A 22664-nucleotide genomic window follows, 5' to 3' on the forward strand; every position below is an offset into this window, starting at 1 on the left:
TGCTCCTACCTTACTTTTCTAGTTTGATTATAAATTAATTTTAATTTAGTCAAAAATTGCTCAACTTGACTCATATCATTTTCTAAGTCAAGACTCAAACGAACTGCTGACTGGGCCTTGTCCTTATTCACTCCCATAGCAATCAAGGTACCTGCAGGTTTCCCAGCCTTGGACGAACAAGCAGAGGTCGTTGAAATGAAGATATCATAGTCTTCAAAGGCGTGAACAATAACTTCACCACGAACACCTTTGATTCCAAAAGTCAGGATATGAGGGGCAAAGTCTTTCTCATCTGAAAAGACAAAAATATCTGGATAGTCAAGAAGGGCTTGGCGAATCACTGCCTTCATCTGCCCAGTCTTGCTTGTAAAGAAATCTAGCTTCTCCATAGACAAACGGAGAGCCTTGGCTGTCGCTGCAATCCCTGCTACATTTTCAGTTGTCGAACGATAATCTCGCTCCTGACCACCACCTGTTAAAAGAGGCATAATCTTCTTGCCAGACTTGATATAGACAAAGCCAACACCTCGAACTCCGTGGAACTTGTGACTAGAGAAAGTCGCGAAATCCACTCGATCAGTCAAATATTTTTCAGTCGGAATTTTAGTAAGTGCCTGAACTGCATCAACGTGGAAGGAAATAGTCGGCTTGTCTGCCAAGAGTTCTGAAATAGCCTCAATAGGTTGGATAGAACCGATTTCATTGTTCACAGCCATGACGGAAACGAGGGTCGTATCAGGTCTTATCAAATCTGTTAGAGCTTCAACATCCACAAATCCTTTCTCATCTACTGGAGCAAAATCCACTTCAAACCCTTGACTTTTCAACCAGAGGGCTGACTCTTTGACTGCCGGATGTTCAATGGCTGATACGATGATGTGCTTGCCAAACTGTGCTTTTTCAAAGGCAACACCCTTGATAACCCAGTTATCTCCTTCTGTTCCACCAGATGTAAAGAAAATTTCATCGCTTTTCTTACCGATTAAATCCGCAATCTGTTGGCGAGAAGCATCTAAGATTCGTGTTGCCTGGTCTCCCAAACGATGGAGACTAGATGGATTTCCTAAAATTTTTGAAGCGACCTGCATATAGGTTTCAAGGGCTTCAGGATAGGGCTTGGTCGTCGCCGAATTATCAAAGTAAATCATGTTTTCTCACGCTTTCTAAAATCACTCCCTCTATTGTATCATGAAACGGAGCTTGCGACAAGAAAGGGCAATGTTTGCATTAATCTGAATAACATAAAATACTCTTGATACCATCATCAAGAGCATTCTTATTCATTCTATCTAACTTTGATTATTTCTGTTAAAAATCTAAAGAAAAGTAATTTTGTCCGCCCCAGAGATTAACCGCTCCCCAAGGCGAATTTACTCCTACACCTATATGGACTGTACCATTTGCGCGTTGACCATATGAAATCGAACTTTTCCAAGTGGAACGATTACTTATCGTATTAGGAAACCAAGCCCAGTCAGTGAAATACATATTTGACACACTACCACTATAAGTATCAGAATAGCCAGAAGAATTACCAGAAGCATTAAAAGTCACATTAAGAACATTCAAGCCTACCAAGCTATAACCGTCTAAAGAACTAGACTTACTTACATAATCTGCATGTACTTGACTAAAAAATGTTAACCATGGGATAGCAAACACTACCACTATTATTTTCTTCATTATCTTATGTTTCATGATATCTCCTCATCCATTCTTTCGGATAGTATCGACAACTGTTTGCCTACAAGTTGTGTATATAGGTAGTAAGCCACTTATTATCAGTACTGAGACTGATAATCCAATTAAGGTGAAAACGGAAGTTAGATAGAATTTAAAAACATCTGAAATTTCCAATTTAAGCACTTGCATTGCTAAAATGGAAAGAATGACGAGTAAACAACTTGCTAATATCGAAATCGTTTTACCATAACCAATTAATTCTTTTAAGAAAAGCCAAACAATATTTTGAGTACTGTATCCCAAAGATTTTAAAATCCCTACTTCAAAGCGTCGAGGACGATTGAGCAAAAAGAAAACAAAGGACAATACTGCGATGACAAGGATGAGTAAGACTAGGGATAGCAACATTAAAAATTGCCTGATATAGGTGAGTCCTTTATTAAATTCTTCGTAGTTTTCATATGATGATAAAATAGTAATTTGTGAAGAGATTGCTCTTATTCTACTCAATTCTTCAGGAATAGCACCGCTATCCTTTAGTAACACATGAATCGCACTCGGCATCCATGATTTCAAAGGAAAACCATCTAAAGCCATCTTCGTCATGGGATGCTGTTGAATAGCTTCATTTTGCAATTCTTCCATTTCAGCAATATTCATAAATAGGGTGTTCCCATAAGGGGAATATTCAAACGGATAACTTTTTTTAACAATCCCTAAAACAGGATATGTTTTATCCACTTTGACAAATAAATCGCCATCTCCTTTCAATATATTCCCCTCTTTCTCTATACTTGATTCATATAAAGAAATTGGAATATAAAAAGTCAGTGTCACGGTAGTTCCCGAAACTATATTCGGTAATTTTTCATCTGAAATGAATTGCTCAGATAGATAAATCCCTTTTTCATTGCTCCTATCAAAATACTCTATCTGCCTCTGTGTTGTATTTGTCTGATACAAGGGTTGAATTGAAAAATTTCTTGTCAAGCTTCTGGTCTGACCATCAATAGTCAAAGTTGGCTGAAAGTTCTTTTGAAGTTGTGAATAGTCTTTTGAATTATCAAACGTCATACCCAAAGAGAGAAACTCCATATAAGGCTTGACGGTTTGAATATTCTGACTTGTGCTAATTGAGGTGATTTCCTCCTTATCAAAACTAAGAAAATCATCCAACACTTTTGTAGTTTGTAAATGAAGCGAATCATTAATCACCAAGAAGCCATTTTCGAGTGAGTTGTTCACCAGTTGGTGATACTTATCTGCAAATAAGGACTGAAAGTTAATAGAGGTTACTGCTATAGCAACTACAAGAGCGATAAAAAACGCTAATAATCTAGGTAAAAAAGGCCTTCTATGTTTCAAAACGGATAGCTTCGTATGAGAAGACGACAAACAGGAGGACCACTTCTTAGAATCCTTTATCCCTTCATCAGAATTCAAAACAAGACAATTCCCAACTAATTTATGGTCTTTAAAATGAAGCTGAACATCTCCTATTGCAATCATCGCCTCATCATGCGAAACAATCAATACAATTTTATGATATTTGTGAGCTAAATCAATTAACAAGGCGGAGACTTTTTCTCTATTTTCTTTATCCAAAGAACTTGTTGGTTCATCAGCTAAGATGAGAGTCTTTTCTGTAACTAAGGCTCTTGCGATTGCCACTCGTTGTTCTTCACCACCGGATAAATCTTCTGGATAAGCATGCTTTAAAGAAGAAATCTGTAAATCCGCCAATACTGTATCAATTTTACTTTCTATTTCATCTGGACTCAAGCCATAAAAGTTTAAAGCTAGTCTTAAATTTTCAAATACGGTCAAATCATTTATTAGATTTCGCCCCTGAAATACAAAGGCCACTTCTTCAGCTATAAAGACAGAGACTGATTTCTTATTTTCGATATCAATCTCCTTTCCATCGAAGAAATAAGAAACACTAGGGTCCGTAGCAGAGAGCAAACCAATTTTATTCAGTAAAGAAGACTTTCCTACGCCTGACTTCCCATATATTGTATATACTTTTCCCCTTTCAAATATCAAATCTGTTGGCTCTAGCAACCGCCTGCCTGCAAAAGAGAGACTCAAATTTCTAATTTCGAACATATAACGACCTCCTTTTTGAAATCGCTTTCTTTATTTTATTCTATTATAAGTCATATTTTATTTCAACTAATTACTGAAGTTCGTGTAGAAAAATCTCCTCTTTTTTTAAGATTTTTTTAAAGAAATGAGGTATAATAAATTTTAATTAAAGGAGAGAATGCATGTCTAATTATCGTAGAACTTCAAAACCAAAAACAGAACATATCAAAAAGGGCTTTACAGTCTTTCAAAAAACCGTTGCGACTATCGCTAGTATTCTTGGCTTAATTACCGCAAGTATCACGATCATGAACGCCTTGGATAATAACAAAAATACTAAAAAAGAACCTACGACAAGCCAGACCACAACAATTATCAAAGAAATTCAAAAAGAATCCCCTCAGGAAAACACTAGCCCCAATAAGGAAAACAACACTTCTCAAGAAAAAACACAGCAAGAGGAAACGCCAAAATCTAGCGTCAAGGAAGAGAAAAAAGAAGAACAGAAAAAAGAAGAGCAGCAAACAGCAACTCAAAACTCTACTACTCCTGCTCCAAGTAAATCGACTAATGAAAATGAAAAACAGTCCAATACTCCAACTTCAGAAAATAAAAGCAATCAATAGCCAGTAAAATAGCCTCCTTCCAAATTTGGAAAGAAGCTATTTTTTTATTGTTGTAAAACTTTTCTTGGTTTGGTACCTTCAGCTGGACCAATGACACCTGCCATCTCAAGCTCCTCCATGAGACGGGTCGCACGGTTAAATCCAACTGATAAACGACGCTGAATCATGGATGCGCTGGCTTTCTGAGTTTCAATGACTAGAGCTTTGGCTTCTTCAAAGAGCGGATCACCACCAGATTCACCATCTGAAAATTCTCCTTCATTTTCAGAAACCTCACCTGGATCAAAACTCTCATCGTAGTCCGCATCTGCCTGATCCTTGATATAGTTTACGATGCGTTCGACATCATCATCCGAGATAAAGGAGCCTTGTAGACGAACTGGATGATTTTCATCAATCGGTTTAAAGAGCATGTCTCCTCGACCAAGCAGTTTCTCAGCTCCATTTTCATCTAAAATCGTACGGGAATCTGTCCCTGATGAAACTGCGAAAGCGACACGAGATGGGACATTGGCCTTAATCAAACCAGAGATGACATCAACGGATGGACGCTGAGTTGCAAGAATCATGTGGATACCTGCAGCCCGCGCCTTCTGTCCTAGACGGATAATAGCATCTTCTACTTCCTTGCTGGCCACCATCATAAGGTCAGCCAACTCATCTACAATCACGACAATGAGTGGCAGCGGAATCTGCTTGTACTCAGACTGGGCATTGAACTCTTCTACCTTGGCATTAAAGCCTGCAATATTACGGACTCCTACCTTGGCAAAGAGTTCATAACGATTTTCCATTTCATCCACAACCTTTTGGAGAGCCTTGCTGGCTTTGCGTGGATTGGTCACAACTGGAATCAAGAGATGGGGAATATCATTGTAAACAGATAACTCAACCATCTTAGGATCGACCATCATAAACTTAACTTGATCGGGTCTCGCCTTCATGAGGATGCTGGCGATAATGCCGTTAACAGCTACTGACTTTCCTGAACCCGTTGAACCCGCGACTAGCAAGTGGGGCATTTTAGAAAGGTCAAAAGCTCTTGCGGTGCCATTAACAGCCTTCCCTAAAGGAATTTCCAAGAGATTTTCTGCTTTCGTTTGAGATTGTTCCCAAAGTTCTCGGAAAGACACAGTCGCAATCTCAGAATTAGGCACTTCGATTCCAACGAGAGATTTCCCAGGGATTGGAGCTTCGATACGAACATCCTTAGCAGCCAGTGCAAGTGCTAAGTCATCTGCTAGATTGGAAATGCGGTTGACTCGTACTCCAACTGCTGGCTTGACTTCATACTTGGTCACTGATGGCCCAATTTCAGCCCGTTCAACTGTTACCTTGATACCAAAGCTAGCAAAGGTTTCTTCTAGGATTTTGATGTTTTCACGAACGATTTTCTTCTCTTTAGACTGGTCTTTGGGTTTATCAGGGGCAAAGAGTTGTAAGCTTGGAAGTTTATATTCGAGGGCTTCTTTTGCTGAAAAATCTACCTGAACATCTTCATCATCAGAGCCCTCTTCCTGTTCAAGGAATTCAAGTTCAGTTTGAGGTAGGATAATTTCTGGTTCCACCCACTCTTCTTCTGGAATAGGTGGAACGTCAAGCACAACATCTTCTGTCAAAATTTCACCCGTTTCCATATCAACAGGAGGCAAATCGAGTAAGGCTTTTTCAGCTTCTTCTTGTTCTAATCTAGCCTCTTGCTCAGCCTTTTGGCGAGCTTTTTCTTCTTGTTTGACAAAGCGTTCCTCTTTTCGACGCTCATGCCCTTCCCGCCATTTAGCAAAGCCTCTACTGAAAAATTCAGCAACATCATAAACAGACCAAGAGCTGACGAGGAGAGTCCCCACTAAAATCAAGATAACTCCAATAAAGTAAGTACCGATATTTGAAAAAAGAAAGGCGGTTGGCATATAAAGAGCGACCCCAATCAAGCCCCCTCCAGCAAAACTGGTCGTTCGAAAACCAGTCAAATCCGTTACAACCTGAGCCATGGTTCCTTTTAAGACCGACTTGTCCAAACCATATTGCCAAACTAAGTAGGCCTCAAAAATCAAAAGCAAACCTGCAAATATGGTGAAAAATCCAGATAAGAGTCCTTCCTGTTTTCGTATCCACTTGAAAAAGAAGAGGTAGAGCAAGATACCAAATATTGCCAGATAAGCTAGGCTCCCCACCAGCAAGCGAATTAGATTGTAAAGGGTTATACCTGCAGCCCCTAATTTGAAGGCTGCAAAAATCAATAAAAGCGCGATTCCCAACGAAATCAACATTCGTTGAATCGCTTCTTTTCTTTCGAGTTCTGCTTTAGACGGTCTCCGTCTTGTTTTACTTGTATTCTTGTTTACCATTCTTCTATTATACCATATTTCACAGGCATTTCGGAAAGAGAAAAAGACTGGATAAGTGGCCAGTCCTTAGTGCAATCTTTTTTATCATGATTATATTTAATATAATTGCTATTATATTTTTATTTTAATAAACAAAGTCTCTATGTTTAGACTTTTAAGATTCTACTTTGAAATTTGTATATTTTATTTCTTGTTTTCTATCTATTTCCCTATCCGCAACTTCCCAAACACAATCGAAATGTTTTTCCATCATAGAAATGAAATCTATTTCATCATTATTAGTTTTAAAAAAGTCATCTTTTTTAGTAGTTTTACGTTCACCTATCAACACAAAATTGGTCTCCCAATTATATGGAGGCAGAGTAACTCTTAAAAAAGCCTTTGTCATCTTCATATTTTTCTTTTTTTTATAAACCAACATAAATGGCAAGCGATATTGTGTTGAATAATAGCGAATTTCCATTTGTCCATTTTCTATATATTTACTATATTTTTCAGTCACATCTTCAATTTCGGTACTAATATTTGTACCAGGCTTACGCAACTCTTCTTTATTCTCAAGTTTCTCTAAATCTGACAAAAAAGAGGTATAGGTCTGAGAACACAAAAAACGAATTTTCATTCCATTGTTCATAGCATTTTCTAAGACCGCTTTATTTTCCGTAAAAAAACCAATTCCCGATATAAAAAACAAATCCAATCTTTTAGTATTTTTACATAACTTTTTAATCTCTCTAGTCAAATGCTTTTTCATTGACACCACACCTTTAAAACCATACGATTTCATTTCTTTTGCAATGCGTAAGTCTCTCATAATTTTTTTCGTTATTAAGTAACCAAAACCACCGATTATTCCAGAAGCCAATAGAGCTGATAAAACTGACTCTACTATCTTCTTCCAATCTAAATTCATAATAAATTCAATTATATTCATTTAAAATACTCTCATTATGTTTTTTCATTTCTATGAGTTTTATTTTAGGATATCATTCAAAAACTTATTTGTCAAATTCTTTAAAAAAGACTGCACCAAACGGTACAATCTTTTCATTTTTCTATTTTTTATGCTTGTGGTTTGCGTAGGTAACCATAAACCACACCACTTACGATTGCTCCTACCAAGACAGAAACGAGATAAAGGAGGGCATTTGAAGTAAGGGCGATAACGAAGATTCCTCCATGTGGCGCCATGAGTTTGATACCAGTGAGACCAACGAGGCCACCTGCTACTGCTGAACCAAGGATGAAGCTTGGAATCGCACGAGCTGGATCAGCTGCACCAAATGGAATTGCTCCCTCAGTGATAAATGACAAGCCCATGATGATGTTTGTCAAACCTGAGTTACGTTCTTCCTTAGTAAATTTATCTTTGAAAAGAAGCGTTGCGACAAAGATTGCAAGTGGTGGCACCATTCCTCCAGCCATAACTGCTGCCATAGCCACAGAACCACCTGAAGAAACAGTTGCTGCAAGCGTACCAGTACCAAAGACATAGGCAGCTTTGTTAACTGGTCCACCCATATCGACAGCCATCATTCCTCCAAGAACGATACCAAGAAGGACAGCTGAACCGCCTCCAAGACCGCCTAGGAAGTCATTCATAGCAGTGTTGATTGCTGCCATTGGGATATTAACAGCTAGCATGACAAATCCAGTCAAGATTGTTCCAAGAAGTGGCAAGAGAAGGATTGATTTTGCACCTTCAAGTGAACGAGGAACTTTAACGTATTTCTTGATAGCAAGAACCAAAGCACCTGCGATAAATCCACCAACAAGGGCACCTAGGAAACCAGATGAGACACCTGCAAGAGTTGAAGTTGCTTCACCACCAGCGGCATAAGGGATTTTACCAAAGGCAAAACCTTCTTTGGCAATAGCACCAGCCACGAAACCTGCTACCAAACCTGGTTTTTCAGCGATAGAGTAAGCAACATAACCTGCAAAGACTGGAAGCATCAAACCAAAGGCAGCTCCACCAATTTTCATGAACATAGAAGCTAGCTCATGGTAGGAACCAAGATTACCAAGATTTTCATTTGGAACACCCAAAGCACCATCAATCAAGAAGGCAAGGGCAATCATGATACCACCACCGATAACGAATGGCAACATTTGAGATACACCACTCATCAAGTGTTTGTAGAAGGTACCTCCAAGACTTTGTTTTTCATTGCTTGCTGTTGCAGCTTTTATTCCATTAGCAGCACGATAAACTTCAGCGTCTCCTGAAAGAGCCAAGTTAATCAATTCTTCTGTTTTACGGATACCGTCAGCAACTGGACGATTGATCAATGGTTTGCCATCGAAACGATCCATTTCAACTGCCTTGTCTGCAGCGATGATAACAGCTTTAGCCTTACGAATGTCTTCCGCAGTTAGTTGGTTACCAACACCACTAGCACCGTTGGTTTCGACCTTAATTCCAACACCCATTTCAGTAGCCACTTTTTGAAGAGCTTCTTGGGCCATGTAAGTGTGGGCAATACCTGTTGTACAAGCTGTAACAGCTACGATAAAGTCAGCAGAGTCATTGGCAGGTGCTTGAGCAGGTCCCTCAGTTTTTTCTGAAGCTTGGTCAAAGAGTTCAATGACTTGGTCAGCTGATGTTGCTTGACGAAGTTTGTCAGCAAAACCGTCTTTCATCAAGTATTGAGACAATTCTGCCAAGGCTGCCAAGTGAGTATCATTGGCACCTTCTGGAGCCGCAATCATAAAGAAGAGGTCAGTTGCTTGTCCATCCAAGCTCTCGTAGTCAACACCCTTGTTTGACTTGGCAAAGAGAACTGTCGCTTCTTTGACAGCAGCGTTTTTGCTGTGAGGCATTGCGATACCGTCTCCTAAACCAGTAGAAGTCAAAGCTTCACGCGCCAAAATTCCTTCTTTAAAGGTTTCAAAATCTGTTACATAACCGTGGTCTGTCAAACTTTTAATCATCTCGTCGATGACAGCTGTTTTTTCAGTTGCCTGCAAATCCAGCAACATAACATCTTTTCTCAATAGGTCTTGAATTTTCATCGTTTTTCTACCTCAACTTTTTCATATGTTTCTTTAATAAATTCCGCCGTTGCCAAGTCATCCGAGAAGGTGGTTGCTGTTCCACAAGCCACTCCCCATTTAAAGGCTTCTACTGCATCTTTTGATTTGACAAATTCACCTGTAAATCCGGCAACCATAGAATCACCAGCTCCAACTGAATTTTTCACTGTTCCCTTGATGGGGTTAGCGAAGTAAGCTCCATCAGATGTGACAAGAAGGGCACCATCACCAGCCATAGAGATAATAACATTTTGAGCACCTTTAACCAGCAATTCTCGAGCATAGTTCTCAATTTGCTCTAAACTTTCGAGTTTAACCCCAAAAATCGCTCCAAGTTCATGATTGTTTGGTTTGACCAAAAGTGGCTGGTAGTCCAAACTATCAATCAAGGTCTGTCCTTCAAAGTCACAAACCACTTGCGCACCCGTCTGACGTGTCAAGGCAATCAAATCCTTGTAGATAACATTTCCTAGGTTTTTAGCACTCGAACCCGCAAACACAACCGCATCATCTGCTGTCAGACTAGATAAAATAGCTTTCAATTCTTCTAGCTGAGCTGGTTCAACAGTTGGACCCGTTCCGTTGATTTCTGTTTCTTGGTCTGCTTTGATTTTAACATTGATACGAGTATCTTCTGCTACTTGGACAAAACGTGTCTCGATTTCTTCCTCTGCAAGGGTATCTGTGATAAATTTACCAGTAAAGCCTCCGATAAATCCCGTCGCTGTATTTGGAATACCCAAACGTTTCAAGACACGACTGACATTGATTCCTTTCCCACCAGCAAACTTATCATCACTGTCCATACGATTGACACTACCAACTTGGACTTGGCCCAAGCGCACAATATAGTCAATGGATGGATTGAGTGTGACTGTATAAATCATACTTCTATTACCTCCGTTTTCTCCTTAATAGCCTGCAAGAGCTCATGCCCTTTACTTGTGATAATAATAGCTCGTTTGAGTGGAGCTACCTTAGCAAAGCAAGTTTGTCCAATTTTAGACGAATCCACCAAGACATAGGTCTGTTTGGCATTCTCCAAAATAGCACGCTTCACAGCTCCTTCCTCCATATCAGGAGTCGTATAATAACCATCATCCACACCATTCATCCCGATAAAGGCACGGTCAAAGTGCAATTGGTTAATCTGGTTGAGAGCAACGCCCCCGATGCTAGCATCTGTCGCCATCTTGACACTTCCTCCAACCATGACAGTCGGAATCTGCTTTTCAACCAACTGAGCTGCATGGTGAATAGAGTTGGTCACAACTGTGACATTCTTATTGACCAATTCATGAATCAAAAAGGCTGTCGTTGTTCCAGCGTCGATAAAGATGACATCTTGTTCCTTAATAAGAGAAGCTGCCTTCTGAGCAAGTAGCTTTTTCTCTTGAAGGTTTTTGATAGATTTTTCTTGAATAGTTTCTTCTTCCTGCAAGGAGTGGGGTAATTCTGCTCCACCATGCACACGACGAAGCTTGTTTTCTGCTTCCAACTCATCCAAGTCTCTTCGAACCGTTGATTCTGAGGTCTCTAGCAAACTAACTAATTTTTCTAGAGAAACTACATGATGTTGATTTAACTCCTCTAAAATCAATTGTTTCCGCTCTGTTTTTAACACTGAATCACCTCCTGTTATCGTTTACACTATTCATTCTATCACACTTTCTTTCAAAGTCAAGCGCTTTTTGTCATTTTCTTTCAAAATCTGTCATTTTTCTTATTTCCAAAATTTTTATTGCAAGATAAGAGCCTTTATGGTAGACTATTTGAGTAAGTATTGGAAGATTACTCAAGAGGCTTAAGAGGCCGTGTTGGAAACGCGGTAGGCGTGTAACAGCGTGCGTGGGTTCGAATCCCATGTCTTCCGTGGAAAAGAAAAATTATTTTTTGGATGCAACAAATGTTGTATCCTTTTTTGTATCCCTTTTTTAAAAATAGGGTCTGTTTGTGACTCCTTTGTTGTATCCTTTTTCGCAAAAGAATGCCAAGGAATACCAAAGACAAAAATAAAAAACGTTGATTTAACAACGTTTTACTAAGGAATGCAAAGGAATAATGGAGCCGGTGGGAGTCGAACCCACGTCCAAACACCTGCCAACATATTTGTCTACAACCATAGGTTATGTATTAGTTTAACAGTCCCTCGACACATAACTCAAGCCTAGAAACTGCGAGTCTATCAATCTCTTATCAAGCCACTAGACAAGACTCAATCGTATCTCGCTAATAATAAGACCTGTCATTGAACACGAGCAATCCAAATCGGGTCACGCCTGCTGGTTTTTAGGCAGCTAGAGCGTAAGAAGTGTTATTTTTTGCAGTTATATTTAACTGAGCGTTTACGTCGCCACACGAGTCGCAAAATATGCCTCATAATGCCTGTCGAATCCGTAACGACCCCAAAAGACAATAAAACCATTATACCTTATCTAACTCCAAAATGCAAAAAGGAAATCAACTAACTACAAAAGATAGTCTTTCAAAGCTTTGGTCAAAACCTGATAACCAGTAACACTAAGATGCAGCCCATCAGTTGTATATTCTTTTTTGAGTTGGCCTGCTTGGTCTGTCAAACTATCAAAAACTGGCACAAATTCTACCTGCATATAGGCAGAGGCAAGTTCTTTATAGGCTTGATTCCACTCCTGAATTTTTTCATTCGTTCGGATATAGACTGTCTGCTTGTACTCCTCTCCCTCATTGACTGGCAAAATGGAAAGCAGTTTAATCTCTGTCAATGGATAATCACGAGCAATGGATTGAATGATAACTTCGAGATTATTGAGAGCCTCATTAACAGGTACATCTTTTCCGATATCATTTGTCCCAATCAAAAGGACAATTTTATCTACTGCTCCACCATAAAGATGCGCATCTAGGTTCTCTCGTAACAGCCCTGTCTGATAACCTCGAATGCCTCGATTGACAATTGTCTTTGAGGTCCCAAATAATTCCTGTAGAGGATAATATTCGACAATGGAATCCCCAATAAAGAGAACATCTGGTTTTACAACAGAAACTTGATTTAAGTGACGATACTTGGTTTGGATTTTTTCTTGTTCCTTTAGTAACCAATTTTCTAATAACTGTACTGCCACTTCATTCTCCTTTTTCTAACCAGTTTTCCAAGACTTGATAAACTCCTCCTTGGCTGTTGGCTGGCGCTAGAGCAGTTGCCACAGATTTGGCTTTATCATCAGCATTTTCCATCGCATAGGCAATTCCAGCCATTTCAAGCATTTCAACATCATTTTCACTATCACCAAAAGCCATGATTTGTTGGGGGTTCAAGTCCCAGCGCTTGAGTAATTCTTCCAATCCCCATGCTTTATGAATTCCAGCTTGGAGGATATCAATGCAACCATAGCCACTCGATACAGCCCGAACGCGGCCATCAAAGAGGTCATTGATTTCTTCCAAGACCGAACTCAAACGCTCCTCACCAACTACCATACTCATCTTGAGCACTCCTCCAAAAAGGTCAGATGTTAACTCATCCACAAATTGCATCCGTTGGTAGAATTTTTCAATCATTTCTGGAGTCATAAAACTTTCAAGGTCTGTAAAAATCGTACCTTCCTTGACGAAACCACCCTTCATCCCCGTTACAACAAACTGGTCCTGACACGCTCGATCCTTGAAATGAGCCAAAGCCTTGTCGACAATGGCGTCATCCCAAGTCTGAGCCTGAATCAGTTCATTATTTTCAAAAATACGAGCACCGTTAGCAACAACCAAAACCACTCGATCCACCAAGTGCTCCAATAGTTGCCTCATGCGGTGAATTTCATTGCCCGTCGCGATGACAAAACGAATACCCCTTTGATCCAACTGATCTAAAATCTTTTCCAAGCGTGGGATATCAAGCTGGCCTCTAGCATCCAGCAAGGTCCCATCCATATCTGTCGCAATTACTTTAATCGTCATTTTCTTTCCTCTGGATTCAAACTAATCCCACTTCAATCCTACATGTTCGTTCATTTCTTTATAGGCTGTATCAATTCGTTCCTTAGTTGCTTCATCTAACTGGTCACGATGACTACCACCCTCGATAAAATCTTCTAAGATATAGGTTTGGTAAAGGAAGAGTGGATAACCTTCTGGAGAATAGGTTCCTTTCGGTGTACGGTTTACCCAAGAAGGATGCGCTTTGGCCGTTTCGATTGTCGTCTTACCTGCTTTTTTCTTAATGGTCACATCCATGAGCACGCCACGCTCTGTCCACTTAGCATTCTCTTCGTCTTGCATGGTTTCAATTCGTTGATTGGAAATGAAGTTCCCCATTGAATAGATAATGAGTTTCTTATCCCCATCTTTTTCAACTGTTTCAGATGGTTCTACAACGTGAGGATGCCCTCCAAAGATAATATCCGCTCCCCAATCAATCATCTTGTGATAAAGAACTTTTTGTTCTTCAGTTGGTTCCAAGCGATACTCCACCCCCATCTGAGGCATGATAATGGTGATATCTGCTTCCTTCTCTGCTCGTTCAATTTCAGCCTTCATCTTGTCTTCATTTAGGTCTGAAAGATAGCGGTTATAGTCTTCTTGAGAAATACTTTGCTCAATTCCATTAAATCCATAAGAATAGGCCAAAAGTGCAACCTTGATACCATTCACTTCCTTAATTACAAGAGGAGCTTGATCACGTGACTCATGCGTATACACTCCAATAGGTGTCATTCCTGCCTTCTCAATAGCATCTGCTGTTGAAACGACACCTTCTATTTGTGAATCTAGGATATGGTTATGCGCCAAGTCTAGCACTTGATAACCAGCATCCTTGATGGCATCCATGACTTCGCCAGGTGCATTAAAGAGAGGATAACCAGCCAAATAATGGTCCTTGTTTACAGTACCTTCAAAATCACCTATAATCAGGTCTGCTTGTTTGAGCCATGGTTTCACATAGTCAAAATTTTCATGAAAATCATAGGTTCCATCTTCTTTTAAGGCAGAACGATAGATGGGAATATGATAGAGGAGATCCCCGTTGGCCATAATTCTTGCAGTTTTTTCCTCTTCCTGATCTTTAGCATTTTGATTGGTCTTATTTGCTTCTTGAGAAATGGTATCCTTTTTTTGACTGGTTAAAGGGATTCCTTGGAAGCTTTCAAACAACAAGACCAAGCCCATTGATAAAGCAACTGCTAGCAAGAGTATGGCCACAAATCCCTTATTGCTCCACTTGCGATAACTCCTAAAAAAGTTTACAAAACCCCTCACAAAATGAAAAACTGGTCCACGTTTATATCTATCTTGTCTTCTTTGCATCTTCATTCTCCCTACTTTCTAATGCAAGCCTTTTCTTTTTATTATATCATAGATAAGTAATTCTTTCACAATTGATACTCTTCGAAAATCAAATTCAAACCACGTCAGCGTCGCCTTACCGTACTCAAGTACAGCCTGCGGCTGGCTTCCTAGTTTGCTCTTTGATTTTCATTGAGTATGAATTGAACATCCTATCTATTTTCTATAAATCCTAAAGGCTGTAATACTTTCAATCCTTGTCATTTTGTGTTATCATGTAGAGGTAATGAAAGGAGAGAAAATGTCTGCTATAGAACGTATTACAAAAGCTGCTCACTTAATTGATATGAACGATATTATCCGCGAAGGGAATCCTACTCTACGCGCGGTTGCTGAGGAAGTTACTTTCCCCCTATCTGATCAGGAAATCATCCTAGGCGAAAAGATGATGCAATTCCTCAAACATTCCCAAGATCCTGTCATGGCTGAAAAGATGGGGCTACGCGGTGGGGTTGGACTTGCTGCTCCTCAATTAGATATCTCAAAACGCATTATCGCTGTTTTGGTGCCTAATATTGTTGAAGAAGGAGAAACTCCAGAGGAAGCCTACGACCTTCAAGCCATTATGTACAATCCAAAAATCGTCTCTCACTCGGTTCAAGATGCTGCTCTTGGCGAAGGAGAAGGTTGTCTGTCTGTTGACCGCAACGTGCCTGGCTATGTGGTGCGCCATGCTCGTGTTACTGTTGACTACTTTGACAAGGATGGAGAAAAACACCGCATCAAACTCAAAGGCTACAACTCTATTGTTGTTCAGCATGAAATTGACCACATCAACGGAATCATGTTTTACGATCGTATCAATGAAAAAGACCCATTTGCAGTTAAAGATGGTTTACTGATTCTGGAATAAAGAAAATCCCGTTGCAAGACGGGGTTTTGTGTTATAATAGAGGCATGAAAACAAATGATATTGTCTATGGCGTCCACGCCGTTACCGAAGCCCTCCTTGCAAATACTGGAAACAAACTCTACCTCCAAGAAGATCTCCGAGGTAAGAATCTTGAGAAAGTCAAGGAACTGGCTACAGAAAAGAAGGTGTCCATTTCTTGGACTTCAAAAAAATCCCTCTCTGAGATGACTGAAGGTGCTGTCCACCAAGGTTTTGTTCTACGAGTATCTGAATTTGCCTATAGCGAGTTGGATCACATCCTTGCCCAAACACGCCAAGAAGAAAATCCACTTCTATTAATTCTGGACGGGTTAACCGACCCTCATAACCTAGGCTCCATCCTGAGAACAGCCGATGCGACCAACGTTTCAGGTGTCATCATTCCCAAGCACCGTGCTGTCGGAGTTACTCCTGTTGTTGCTAAAACAGCCACAGGTGCTATTGAGCACGTTCCCATTGCCCGAGTAACCAATCTAAGCCAAACTCTAGACAAACTCAAGGATGAAGGCTTCTGGACCTTTGGAACAGATATGAATGGTACTCCTTGCCACAAGTGGAATACAAAAGGGAAAATCGCCCTCATCATCGGAAATGAAGGAAAAGGCATCTCTAGTAACATCAAAAAACAGGTCGATGAAATGATTACCATTCCTATGAATGGACATGTTCAAAGCCTCAATGCTAGTGTTGCTGCAGCCATTCTTATGTACGAAGTTTTCCGAAATAGACTATAAAAAAGTTTCCAGTCATCTGATTGGAAACTTTTTTATGATTAACTATGTTCTGTGATAAACTTGTAGGCTTCTTGACCAGCGATAGCTCCATCTCCAACTGCTGTTGTTACTTGGCGAAGGTCTTTCAAGCGAACATCTCCAACTGCAAAGATACCATCAACTGCAGTTTTCATGTGGTTATCTGTCACAACCCAACCTGCCTGATCTTGGATATTCAATCCTTTAACAAAATCGCTAAGAGGGTCCAATCCAACATAGATAAAGACACCACCAAAGGCTTGTTCTGTCACTTGACCTGTTTTCACATTTTCAAATACGACAGATTCTACTCGGTTTTCACCCTTGATTTCCTTCACTACAGAATCCCAGATAAAGCTGATTTTCTCATTCGCAAAGGCGCGGTCTTGTAAAACTTTTTGGGCACGAAGTTGGTCACGACGGTGAACAATGGTAACAGTCTTAGCAAAACGAGTCAAGAAGAGGGCTTCTTCAACAGCCGAATCTCCACCACCGACTACCAACAAATCTTGGTCACGGAAGAAAGCACCATCACACACGGCACAGTAAGAAACACCACGACTGTTCAGTTCTTCTTCTCCAGGCACTCCCAAAGGACGGTGTTTAGAACCAGTCGCTACGATAACGGTACGTGTTTCATATGTTTGGTCATCGGTCATCACTGTTTTAAAATCACCATGGTCTTGGACATTCTCAACATAACCATAGATGTGCTCAACACCAAGATTTTCAAGCGGTTCAAACATCTTTTCAGCCAATTCTGGCCCACTAATATTAGCGTATCCAGGGTAATTTTCAATATCAGATGTATTATTCATCTGACCACCTGGCAGACCACCTTCAATCAAGGCTACTTTTAGATTGCTTCGAGCAGCATACAAGGCTGCAGTCATACCTGCAGGTCCAGCACCGATAATAATAGTATCGTACATATAGTTTCCTTCTTTCTTGTTGTAACTATCTTTATTCTAACTCTTTCTTGTCAATCACGCAAGGATTATGCCTTGAAAACAAGAATTAAACTCATAACCGCAAAGGATAATACTGGAACAACCAAGACTCCAATCATAATCATATCATAGAGATGGGCTTGGCGAGCCTTGGCTGTCTTATCCACTCCTGACATGGCTCTCAGTCCAATCCAAATCCCTAAAAAAATCAGGACGAGGATGGTGGTCAAGATCAAACTCTCGAAATATAAAGAAAATAGTTGCAGTAGCATGATTTCTCTCATTTCTATCTTTTTTAAAGAGTAAACTCAGCTAGTCCATCTAACTGAGTTTTCCTTTATCTATTATATCAAATATAAGTCCGTTTGTAACTAGCAAAGAATTCTTTTGTCCGCTCTTCTTTAGGATGGTGGATAATCTCATCTGGTGTTCCAGACTCGATGATTTTCCCCTTGTCTAAGAAGAGAATCTTATCAGCCACTTGTGCTACAAAGGACATGTCATGACTGACCAAAATCATGGTTTGACCTGACTTAGCAGCATCTGCAATAGACTTCTCTACTTCACCAACCAATTCTGGGTCAAGGGCTGAAGTTGGTTCGTCCAAGAGCAAAACATCTGGTTTCATAGCAAGCGCACGCGCTAGAGCAACCCGTTGCTTTTGACCACCTGATAAATGGCGAGGATAATGGTTTTCACGATCAGAAAGTCCAACCTTAGCTAACTCTTCCTTGGCAATCTTAGTCGCTTCTTGATCAGACAATTTCTTGACAACAACCAAGCCTTCTTTCACATTATCAAGTGCTGTGCGGCGTTCAAACAAATTAAACTGTTGGAAAACCATAGACAGCTTACGGCGTAGGGCAAGGATTTCTTCTTGAGTGATTTTAGAAAAATCAACTGAAAAATCATCAATCTGAATAGAGCCACTATCAGGTGTTTCAAGATAATTGAGACTGCGAAGAAAGGTTGATTTTCCAGCTCCTGAAGAACCAATCAAGGCTACAACTTCCCCTTTTTGAATATCCAAGTCCAGATGATCCAAGACAGTCTGTCCTGAAAATGATTTGCTTAAATTCGAAATCTTAATCATTAACGAAGGTCTCCTTTCACATCTGTTTGCACGGTATCGGGTGCAGAAATAGCCATTTTTCTCTCGATGAAACGACCGAGGCTTTCAATTCCAATATTGACTACCCAATAAACAAGGGCAACGGAGATAAAGCGTTCAAAATAGCGGTAATCAGCTCCACCTAGAATCTGAGCTTGGGCAAAGACTTCCACAACACCCGCACTAAAGGCTAGAGAAGTTCCCTTGGTCAAGCCGATGAGGGAATTGATCAAGGTTGGAGTCGCTACAACGGCCGCATTTGGAATAATCACGCGACGATAAACTTGCGCTCGGGTCATACCCAGACTGCGTGCCGCCTCAATCTCACCAGGATTGACTGAGAGAATGGCTGCACGAATGGTTTCACTAGCATAAGCTGCCTCATTAAAGGCAAAGGCGACAATCGCAAAAGCAGCAGCTGGAATCGCATTGATATTGAGACCAGTACCCCATTGCTGATTGAGGGCTTTCAAAGCCAAAGGAATTCCGTAGTAGGTCAACATGAGTTGCACTAAAATCGGTGTCCCTTTTAAGAAACTAACAAAGAATGCCTGCAAGGGATATAAAATCTTGACACGATTGATTTTCACAATGGCAAAAAGAAGCGCCAAAACCAAGCCAAAAAGGGCACCACCAATTGTCAACATAATTGTTGTTGGAAGTTGTTGGACAATTCTAGGGATTCCATCAAAGACCGAACGCAGGCTAAACAGCTTGCCATCCGGAATCAATTGCATCAAGTTTTGGTACCAATCTGATGCTAAAATCGTTGTAACATTCATAAAAACATCCTCTCCTGATAATGATTCATTCTACCATACTTCTGCCGTCAATGAAATTATTTGCTACGGTCAGATACAGACTTTGTCTACCTACTAGTTTATCATACTTTGAAACAGGGAGGCTATATATTTTATCTATCAAAGAGATAAGTAAAAACTATTTCAATCCCAATTCTTCATAAGCTTTTCGATAACCGATTTGCTTAACAGCTCCATTTTCTACTAAAATTGGACGTTTTAACAACATACCGTCGCTTGCTAGCAACTCGGCTGCTTCTTGATTTGACAGACTTCCTATCTTATCTTTCAACCCTAATTCACGGTATTTGATCCCACTGGTGTTGAAAAATTGCTTCAACTCAAAACCTGAGGTTTCTATCCAGTTTAAAATGACTTCTTGGCTAGGTGTTTCTTCCACGATGTGAACAGCTTTGTAGTCCACACCGAGTTGGTTTAATTCTTGTTTTGCTTTTTTACAAGTTGAACATTTTGGGTATTCGATAAATTCTAACATGTGTTTCACTTTCTATATATCTTTAAAATCTGCGCCTTCATACTCCAAGAGCCAAGCTTTCTTTTCCACTCCTGCAGCATAACCTGTTAGACGCTTGCCAGCTCCTAGCACACGATGACAAGGTACTAGGATAGACCAAGGATTGCGCCCCACTGCTCCACCAATTGCTTGAGCAGAAGCCACTTGCAGATCTTGGGCTATTTGTCCATAGGTCACTGTCTGACCATAAGGAATTCCCTGTAAATAGGACCAAACTCGCTTTTCAAAATCCGTTCCAATTGGAGCCAAGGGCAAGTTGGATAAATCCCGAGACTTACCTTTAAAGTAAGCATCTAAGCAAGCAATAACTGGGTCTAAAATAGGATGACTAACAACTTCTTCTATTGTTTCATCTCCTATCCCCCTCTCAAAATGCTTCTGCTCCTGCACCCAAATGCCATACAAATAATGGTCATCAGCTACGAGAGAAAGGGAGCCAATCGGCGAAGAGTAGAGAATTTTTGCGTACTTCTTTTTCATTATTTCTTCAATTTTTGATAGGCCAGGCGTTCGCCATCAACAGGCACTTTACCAACCTGTTTAAAACCAAGTTTTTCAAAAATATGTTGCATGACCTTGTTGACAACATGCGTATCTGAGCGAAAATCTAGATAATCAAATCCTTCAATCAAGCCCTCTAAGAAGGTTTGAGCAACTCCTTGTCCCTGCACAGCTGCTGCCACAGCAATACGGTGAAAGACTAGATATTCTGACTCTCCAGCTTGCCAGTTTCCCTCATAAATATCTTCATAGGCCTCCTCTGGACTTTTAGTCACAGCAGCATAGGCTAGTAGTTCTCCATCTTCCAAGGCTACATAGGCTTGACCTGAGATAATATCCTCAATAATAATATCAGCATTTGGATAGCCATTTTGCCACTGGTCACTACCAGCATCTGCTAAACATTTCTTAGCATCCTCCACCACCTGCATAATAGCATCTACTTCATTTGGAAAAGCTAAACGAATCTCCATCTTTTCTCCTCATTTCTGACTAGTTTCTCCCATCATAGCATAATTTAAACCTTTTCACAAGCAGTTAAAACTTGACTTTCTGTTTTTGTTATTTTATAATCTAGTTATTAAAACTAGATAAAAAGGAGTCGGAAATGAAAACCACCTTTTCCTACCCAAAATGGGCAGAAATCCCAAATATTGACCTCTATCTGGATCAGGTTTTGCTCTATGTCAATCAGGTCTGCGCCCCTATTTCTCCTGATAAAGACAAGGGACTAACAGCATCTATGGTCAATAATTATGTGAAACATGGTTACCTGACAAAGCCTGACAAGAAAAAATACCAACGCCAACAGATTGCCCGTTTGATTGCTATCACAACCCTCAAGTCGGTATTTTCTATTCAAGAAATAGCCCAGACACTTAATACTCTACAAACTCAAGCAAGTTCAGACCAACTCTACGACGCTTTTGTGGATTACATGAACCAAGGAATTGATCCAGCTAACCCCATTATCCAAACCAGCTGCCAAACTGTTAAACTCTATCATCAAACCCTAGCCTTAATCCATCATACTCAAGAGGAGGTAATCCAATGAACACTAGTCTTAAACTCAGTAAACAACTCAGTTTTGGAGAGGAGATTGCTAATAGTGTGACCCACGCAGTAGGTGCAGTCATCATGCTCATCTTACTGCCTATTTCATCCACCTATAGTTATGAGACACACGGATTTTTATCATCTATCGGTGTATCCATTTTCGTTATTAGTCTCTTTCTCATGTTTCTCTCATCCACCATTTACCACTCTATGGCCTATGGTTCGACCCACAAATATGTCTTGCGAATCATTGACCATTCTATGATTTACGTTGCCATTGCAGGCTCTTATACACCTGTCGTACTGACTTTGATGAATAACTGGTTTGGCTATCTGATTATTGCCATCCAATGGGGAACGACTATCTTTGGTATTCTCTATAAAATCTTTGCTAAAAAAGTCAATGAGAAATTTAGCCTTGCTCTTTACCTAATTATGGGCTGGTTGGTTCTGACTATCATTCCTGCCATTATCAGTCAAACAACGCCAATTTTCTGGAGTCTCATGGTAACTGGCGGACTCTGTTATACAGTTGGAGCTGGATTTTATGCAAAGAAAAAACCTTATTTCCACATGATTTGGCATCTCTTTATCCTAGCTGCGTCCGCACTCCAATACATCGCCATTGTTTATTACATGTAAAAAAAGACAAGGTTTTTTATCCTTGCCTTTTAGTTTTAGTATTGCTTTGGTTTCAATGTCAATAAGTGTGTTCTTTTTGAATCAGTAACTATTCCAATTTATCTATCTTGAAATAAATAAAATCCTTTTGTAATACTATAAAAAATAACTAACAAAGAAATAACTATAAGACTCGGTTGCCAAAAACCCGATATATCTACTACACTTTGGCCTAAAAGTTGACCAATAAAGCTAACTAAAATTAAAATAATTAAATTGAAAATTACTGATACTAATAAAATTAACACCGAATGTATTATTGCCTCGCCTATACGTATTTTAAAAA

At 39.9% G+C, this 22664-nt stretch carries 23 protein-coding genes, 1 tRNA gene, 1 other RNA gene and 1 pseudogene; 6 read left to right on the forward strand and 20 right to left on the reverse strand.

The window, feature by feature from the left end; genetic code table 11:
* Positions 1-5 precede the first annotated feature (5 nt).
* The 3 genes from RWO85_RS03565 to RWO85_RS03575 all read right to left on the reverse strand — a co-directional run bounded on the left by RWO85_RS03565 (position 6) and on the right by RWO85_RS03575 (position 3792).
* Positions 6-1148, reverse strand: a complete 1143-nt coding sequence (locus RWO85_RS03565; RefSeq protein WP_314414056.1) for a cysteine desulfurase family protein — start codon at positions 1146-1148, stop codon at positions 6-8.
* Positions 1149-1308: 160 nt separating this feature from the next.
* A complete protein-coding gene (locus tag RWO85_RS03570; RefSeq protein ID WP_314414057.1) occupies positions 1309-1698 on the reverse strand; it encodes a hypothetical protein in 390 nt (129 codons plus the stop codon).
* Positions 1699-1707: 9 nt separating this feature from the next.
* Positions 1708-3792, reverse strand: a complete 2085-nt coding sequence (locus tag RWO85_RS03575; protein WP_314414060.1) for an ATP-binding cassette domain-containing protein — start codon at positions 3790-3792, stop codon at positions 1708-1710.
* A 161-nt stretch (positions 3793-3953) separates the two neighbouring features.
* Here RWO85_RS03575 and RWO85_RS03580 point away from each other — a divergent pair, with 161 nt between their 5' ends.
* Positions 3954-4397 (forward strand): DUF6556 family protein, encoded by a 444-nt coding sequence (locus tag RWO85_RS03580; RefSeq protein WP_314414062.1) that lies wholly within the window; start codon positions 3954-3956, stop codon positions 4395-4397.
* Positions 4398-4441: 44 nt separating this feature from the next.
* Here the strand turns inward: RWO85_RS03580 and RWO85_RS03585 are convergent, their stop codons facing one another.
* The 5 genes from RWO85_RS03585 to RWO85_RS03605 all read right to left on the reverse strand — a co-directional run bounded on the left by RWO85_RS03585 (position 4442) and on the right by RWO85_RS03605 (position 11405).
* Entirely contained in the window at positions 4442-6745 is a 2304-nt protein-coding gene (locus RWO85_RS03585; RefSeq protein ID WP_314414063.1) for a DNA translocase FtsK, read from the reverse strand.
* A gap of 154 nt (positions 6746-6899) precedes the next feature.
* Positions 6900-7679 carry a hypothetical protein gene (locus RWO85_RS03590; RefSeq protein ID WP_314414064.1) on the reverse strand — a complete coding sequence of 260 codons (780 nt, stop codon included), beginning with the start codon at positions 7677-7679 and terminating at the stop codon, positions 6900-6902.
* Positions 7680-7807: 128 nt separating this feature from the next.
* Positions 7808-9760: a fructose-specific PTS transporter subunit EIIC gene (locus RWO85_RS03595; RefSeq protein WP_314414066.1), complete on the reverse strand. Its 1953-nt coding sequence runs from the start codon at positions 9758-9760 to the stop codon at positions 7808-7810.
* Positions 9757-10668 carry a 1-phosphofructokinase gene (gene pfkB, locus RWO85_RS03600; RefSeq protein WP_314414068.1) on the reverse strand — a complete coding sequence of 304 codons (912 nt, stop codon included), beginning with the start codon at positions 10666-10668 and terminating at the stop codon, positions 9757-9759. Before pfkB ends, RWO85_RS03595 begins: the two co-directional genes overlap by 4 nt.
* A complete protein-coding gene (locus tag RWO85_RS03605; RefSeq protein ID WP_314414070.1) occupies positions 10665-11405 on the reverse strand; it encodes a DeoR/GlpR family DNA-binding transcription regulator in 741 nt (246 codons plus the stop codon). The genes pfkB and RWO85_RS03605 overlap by 4 nt, the downstream gene beginning before the upstream one ends.
* Positions 11406-11566: 161 nt before the next feature.
* Between RWO85_RS03605 and RWO85_RS03610 the strand changes: the two genes are divergently transcribed.
* Positions 11567-11654: transfer RNA gene (locus RWO85_RS03610), tRNA-Ser, on the forward strand.
* Positions 11655-11840: 186 nt separating this feature from the next.
* Here the strand turns inward: RWO85_RS03610 and ssrA are convergent.
* The 4 genes from ssrA to RWO85_RS03630 all read right to left on the reverse strand — a co-directional run bounded on the left by ssrA (position 11841) and on the right by RWO85_RS03630 (position 15061).
* Positions 11841-12188: a transfer-messenger RNA gene (ssrA, locus tag RWO85_RS03615) on the reverse strand.
* A gap of 61 nt (positions 12189-12249) precedes the next feature.
* Positions 12250-12885, reverse strand: coding sequence for an SGNH/GDSL hydrolase family protein (locus RWO85_RS03620; protein ID WP_314414072.1), 636 nt, complete (start codon positions 12883-12885; stop codon positions 12250-12252).
* Between the two features lies 1 nt (position 12886).
* The gene (locus RWO85_RS03625; RefSeq protein WP_314414074.1) at positions 12887-13714 is read right to left on the reverse strand and encodes an HAD family hydrolase; all 828 of its coding nucleotides are present in this window, start codon (positions 13712-13714) and stop codon (positions 12887-12889) included.
* 21 nt (positions 13715-13735) lie between these two features.
* Positions 13736-15061 (reverse strand): CapA family protein, encoded by a 1326-nt coding sequence (locus RWO85_RS03630; RefSeq protein ID WP_314414076.1) that lies wholly within the window; start codon positions 15059-15061, stop codon positions 13736-13738.
* Positions 15062-15341: 280 nt separating this feature from the next.
* Here RWO85_RS03630 and def point away from each other — a divergent pair, with 280 nt between their 5' ends.
* Both def and rlmB read left to right on the forward strand, forming a co-directional pair.
* A complete protein-coding gene (def, locus tag RWO85_RS03635) occupies positions 15342-15953 on the forward strand; it encodes a peptide deformylase (RefSeq protein ID WP_004260025.1) in 612 nt (203 codons plus the stop codon).
* 44 nt (positions 15954-15997) lie between these two features.
* Positions 15998-16726 (forward strand): 23S rRNA (guanosine(2251)-2'-O)-methyltransferase RlmB, encoded by a 729-nt coding sequence (rlmB, locus tag RWO85_RS03640; RefSeq protein WP_314414078.1) that lies wholly within the window; start codon positions 15998-16000, stop codon positions 16724-16726.
* 38 nt (positions 16727-16764) lie between these two features.
* Here the strand turns inward: rlmB and trxB are convergent, their stop codons facing one another.
* The 7 genes from trxB to RWO85_RS03675 form a co-directional block, all read right to left on the reverse strand.
* Positions 16765-17676, reverse strand: a complete 912-nt coding sequence (gene trxB, locus RWO85_RS03645) for a thioredoxin-disulfide reductase (RefSeq protein ID WP_314414081.1) — start codon at positions 17674-17676, stop codon at positions 16765-16767.
* A 65-nt stretch (positions 17677-17741) separates the two neighbouring features.
* The gene (locus tag RWO85_RS03650; protein ID WP_000926599.1) at positions 17742-17966 is read right to left on the reverse strand and encodes a DUF4059 family protein; all 225 of its coding nucleotides are present in this window, start codon (positions 17964-17966) and stop codon (positions 17742-17744) included.
* 77 nt (positions 17967-18043) lie between these two features.
* A complete protein-coding gene (locus RWO85_RS03655) occupies positions 18044-18787 on the reverse strand; it encodes an amino acid ABC transporter ATP-binding protein (RefSeq protein WP_000590965.1) in 744 nt (247 codons plus the stop codon).
* Positions 18787-19587, reverse strand: coding sequence for an amino acid ABC transporter permease (locus tag RWO85_RS03660; protein WP_001103449.1), 801 nt, complete (start codon positions 19585-19587; stop codon positions 18787-18789). Before RWO85_RS03660 ends, RWO85_RS03655 begins: the two co-directional genes overlap by 1 nt.
* Positions 19588-19744: 157 nt before the next feature.
* Positions 19745-20101 carry an arsenate reductase family protein gene (locus tag RWO85_RS03665; protein WP_261032548.1) on the reverse strand — a complete coding sequence of 119 codons (357 nt, stop codon included), beginning with the start codon at positions 20099-20101 and terminating at the stop codon, positions 19745-19747.
* 12 nt (positions 20102-20113) lie between these two features.
* Positions 20114-20620, reverse strand: a complete 507-nt coding sequence (locus tag RWO85_RS03670) for a methylated-DNA--[protein]-cysteine S-methyltransferase (RefSeq protein ID WP_314414084.1) — start codon at positions 20618-20620, stop codon at positions 20114-20116.
* Complete coding sequence (locus tag RWO85_RS03675) at positions 20620-21114, reverse strand: GNAT family N-acetyltransferase (protein WP_314414085.1); 495 nt, start codon at positions 21112-21114, stop codon at positions 20620-20622. Before RWO85_RS03675 ends, RWO85_RS03670 begins: the two co-directional genes overlap by 1 nt.
* Positions 21115-21248: 134 nt before the next feature.
* Between RWO85_RS03675 and RWO85_RS03680 the strand changes: the two genes are divergently transcribed.
* On the forward strand, positions 21249-21695 hold the full coding sequence (locus RWO85_RS03680) for a DUF1836 domain-containing protein (RefSeq protein ID WP_050079346.1): 447 nt from the start codon (positions 21249-21251) through the stop codon (positions 21693-21695).
* Positions 21692-22339, forward strand: coding sequence for a hemolysin III family protein (locus RWO85_RS03685; protein ID WP_173876337.1), 648 nt, complete (start codon positions 21692-21694; stop codon positions 22337-22339). The genes RWO85_RS03680 and RWO85_RS03685 overlap by 4 nt, the downstream gene beginning before the upstream one ends.
* 98 nt (positions 22340-22437) lie before the next feature.
* Here RWO85_RS03685 and RWO85_RS03690 read toward each other — a convergent pair.
* Positions 22438-22664, reverse strand: a pseudogene (locus tag RWO85_RS03690) (beta-carotene 15,15'-monooxygenase); the annotation flags it as partial.

The organism is uncultured Streptococcus sp., assembly GCF_963521865.1.
Taxonomy (GTDB): Bacteria; Bacillota; Bacilli; order Lactobacillales; family Streptococcaceae; genus Streptococcus.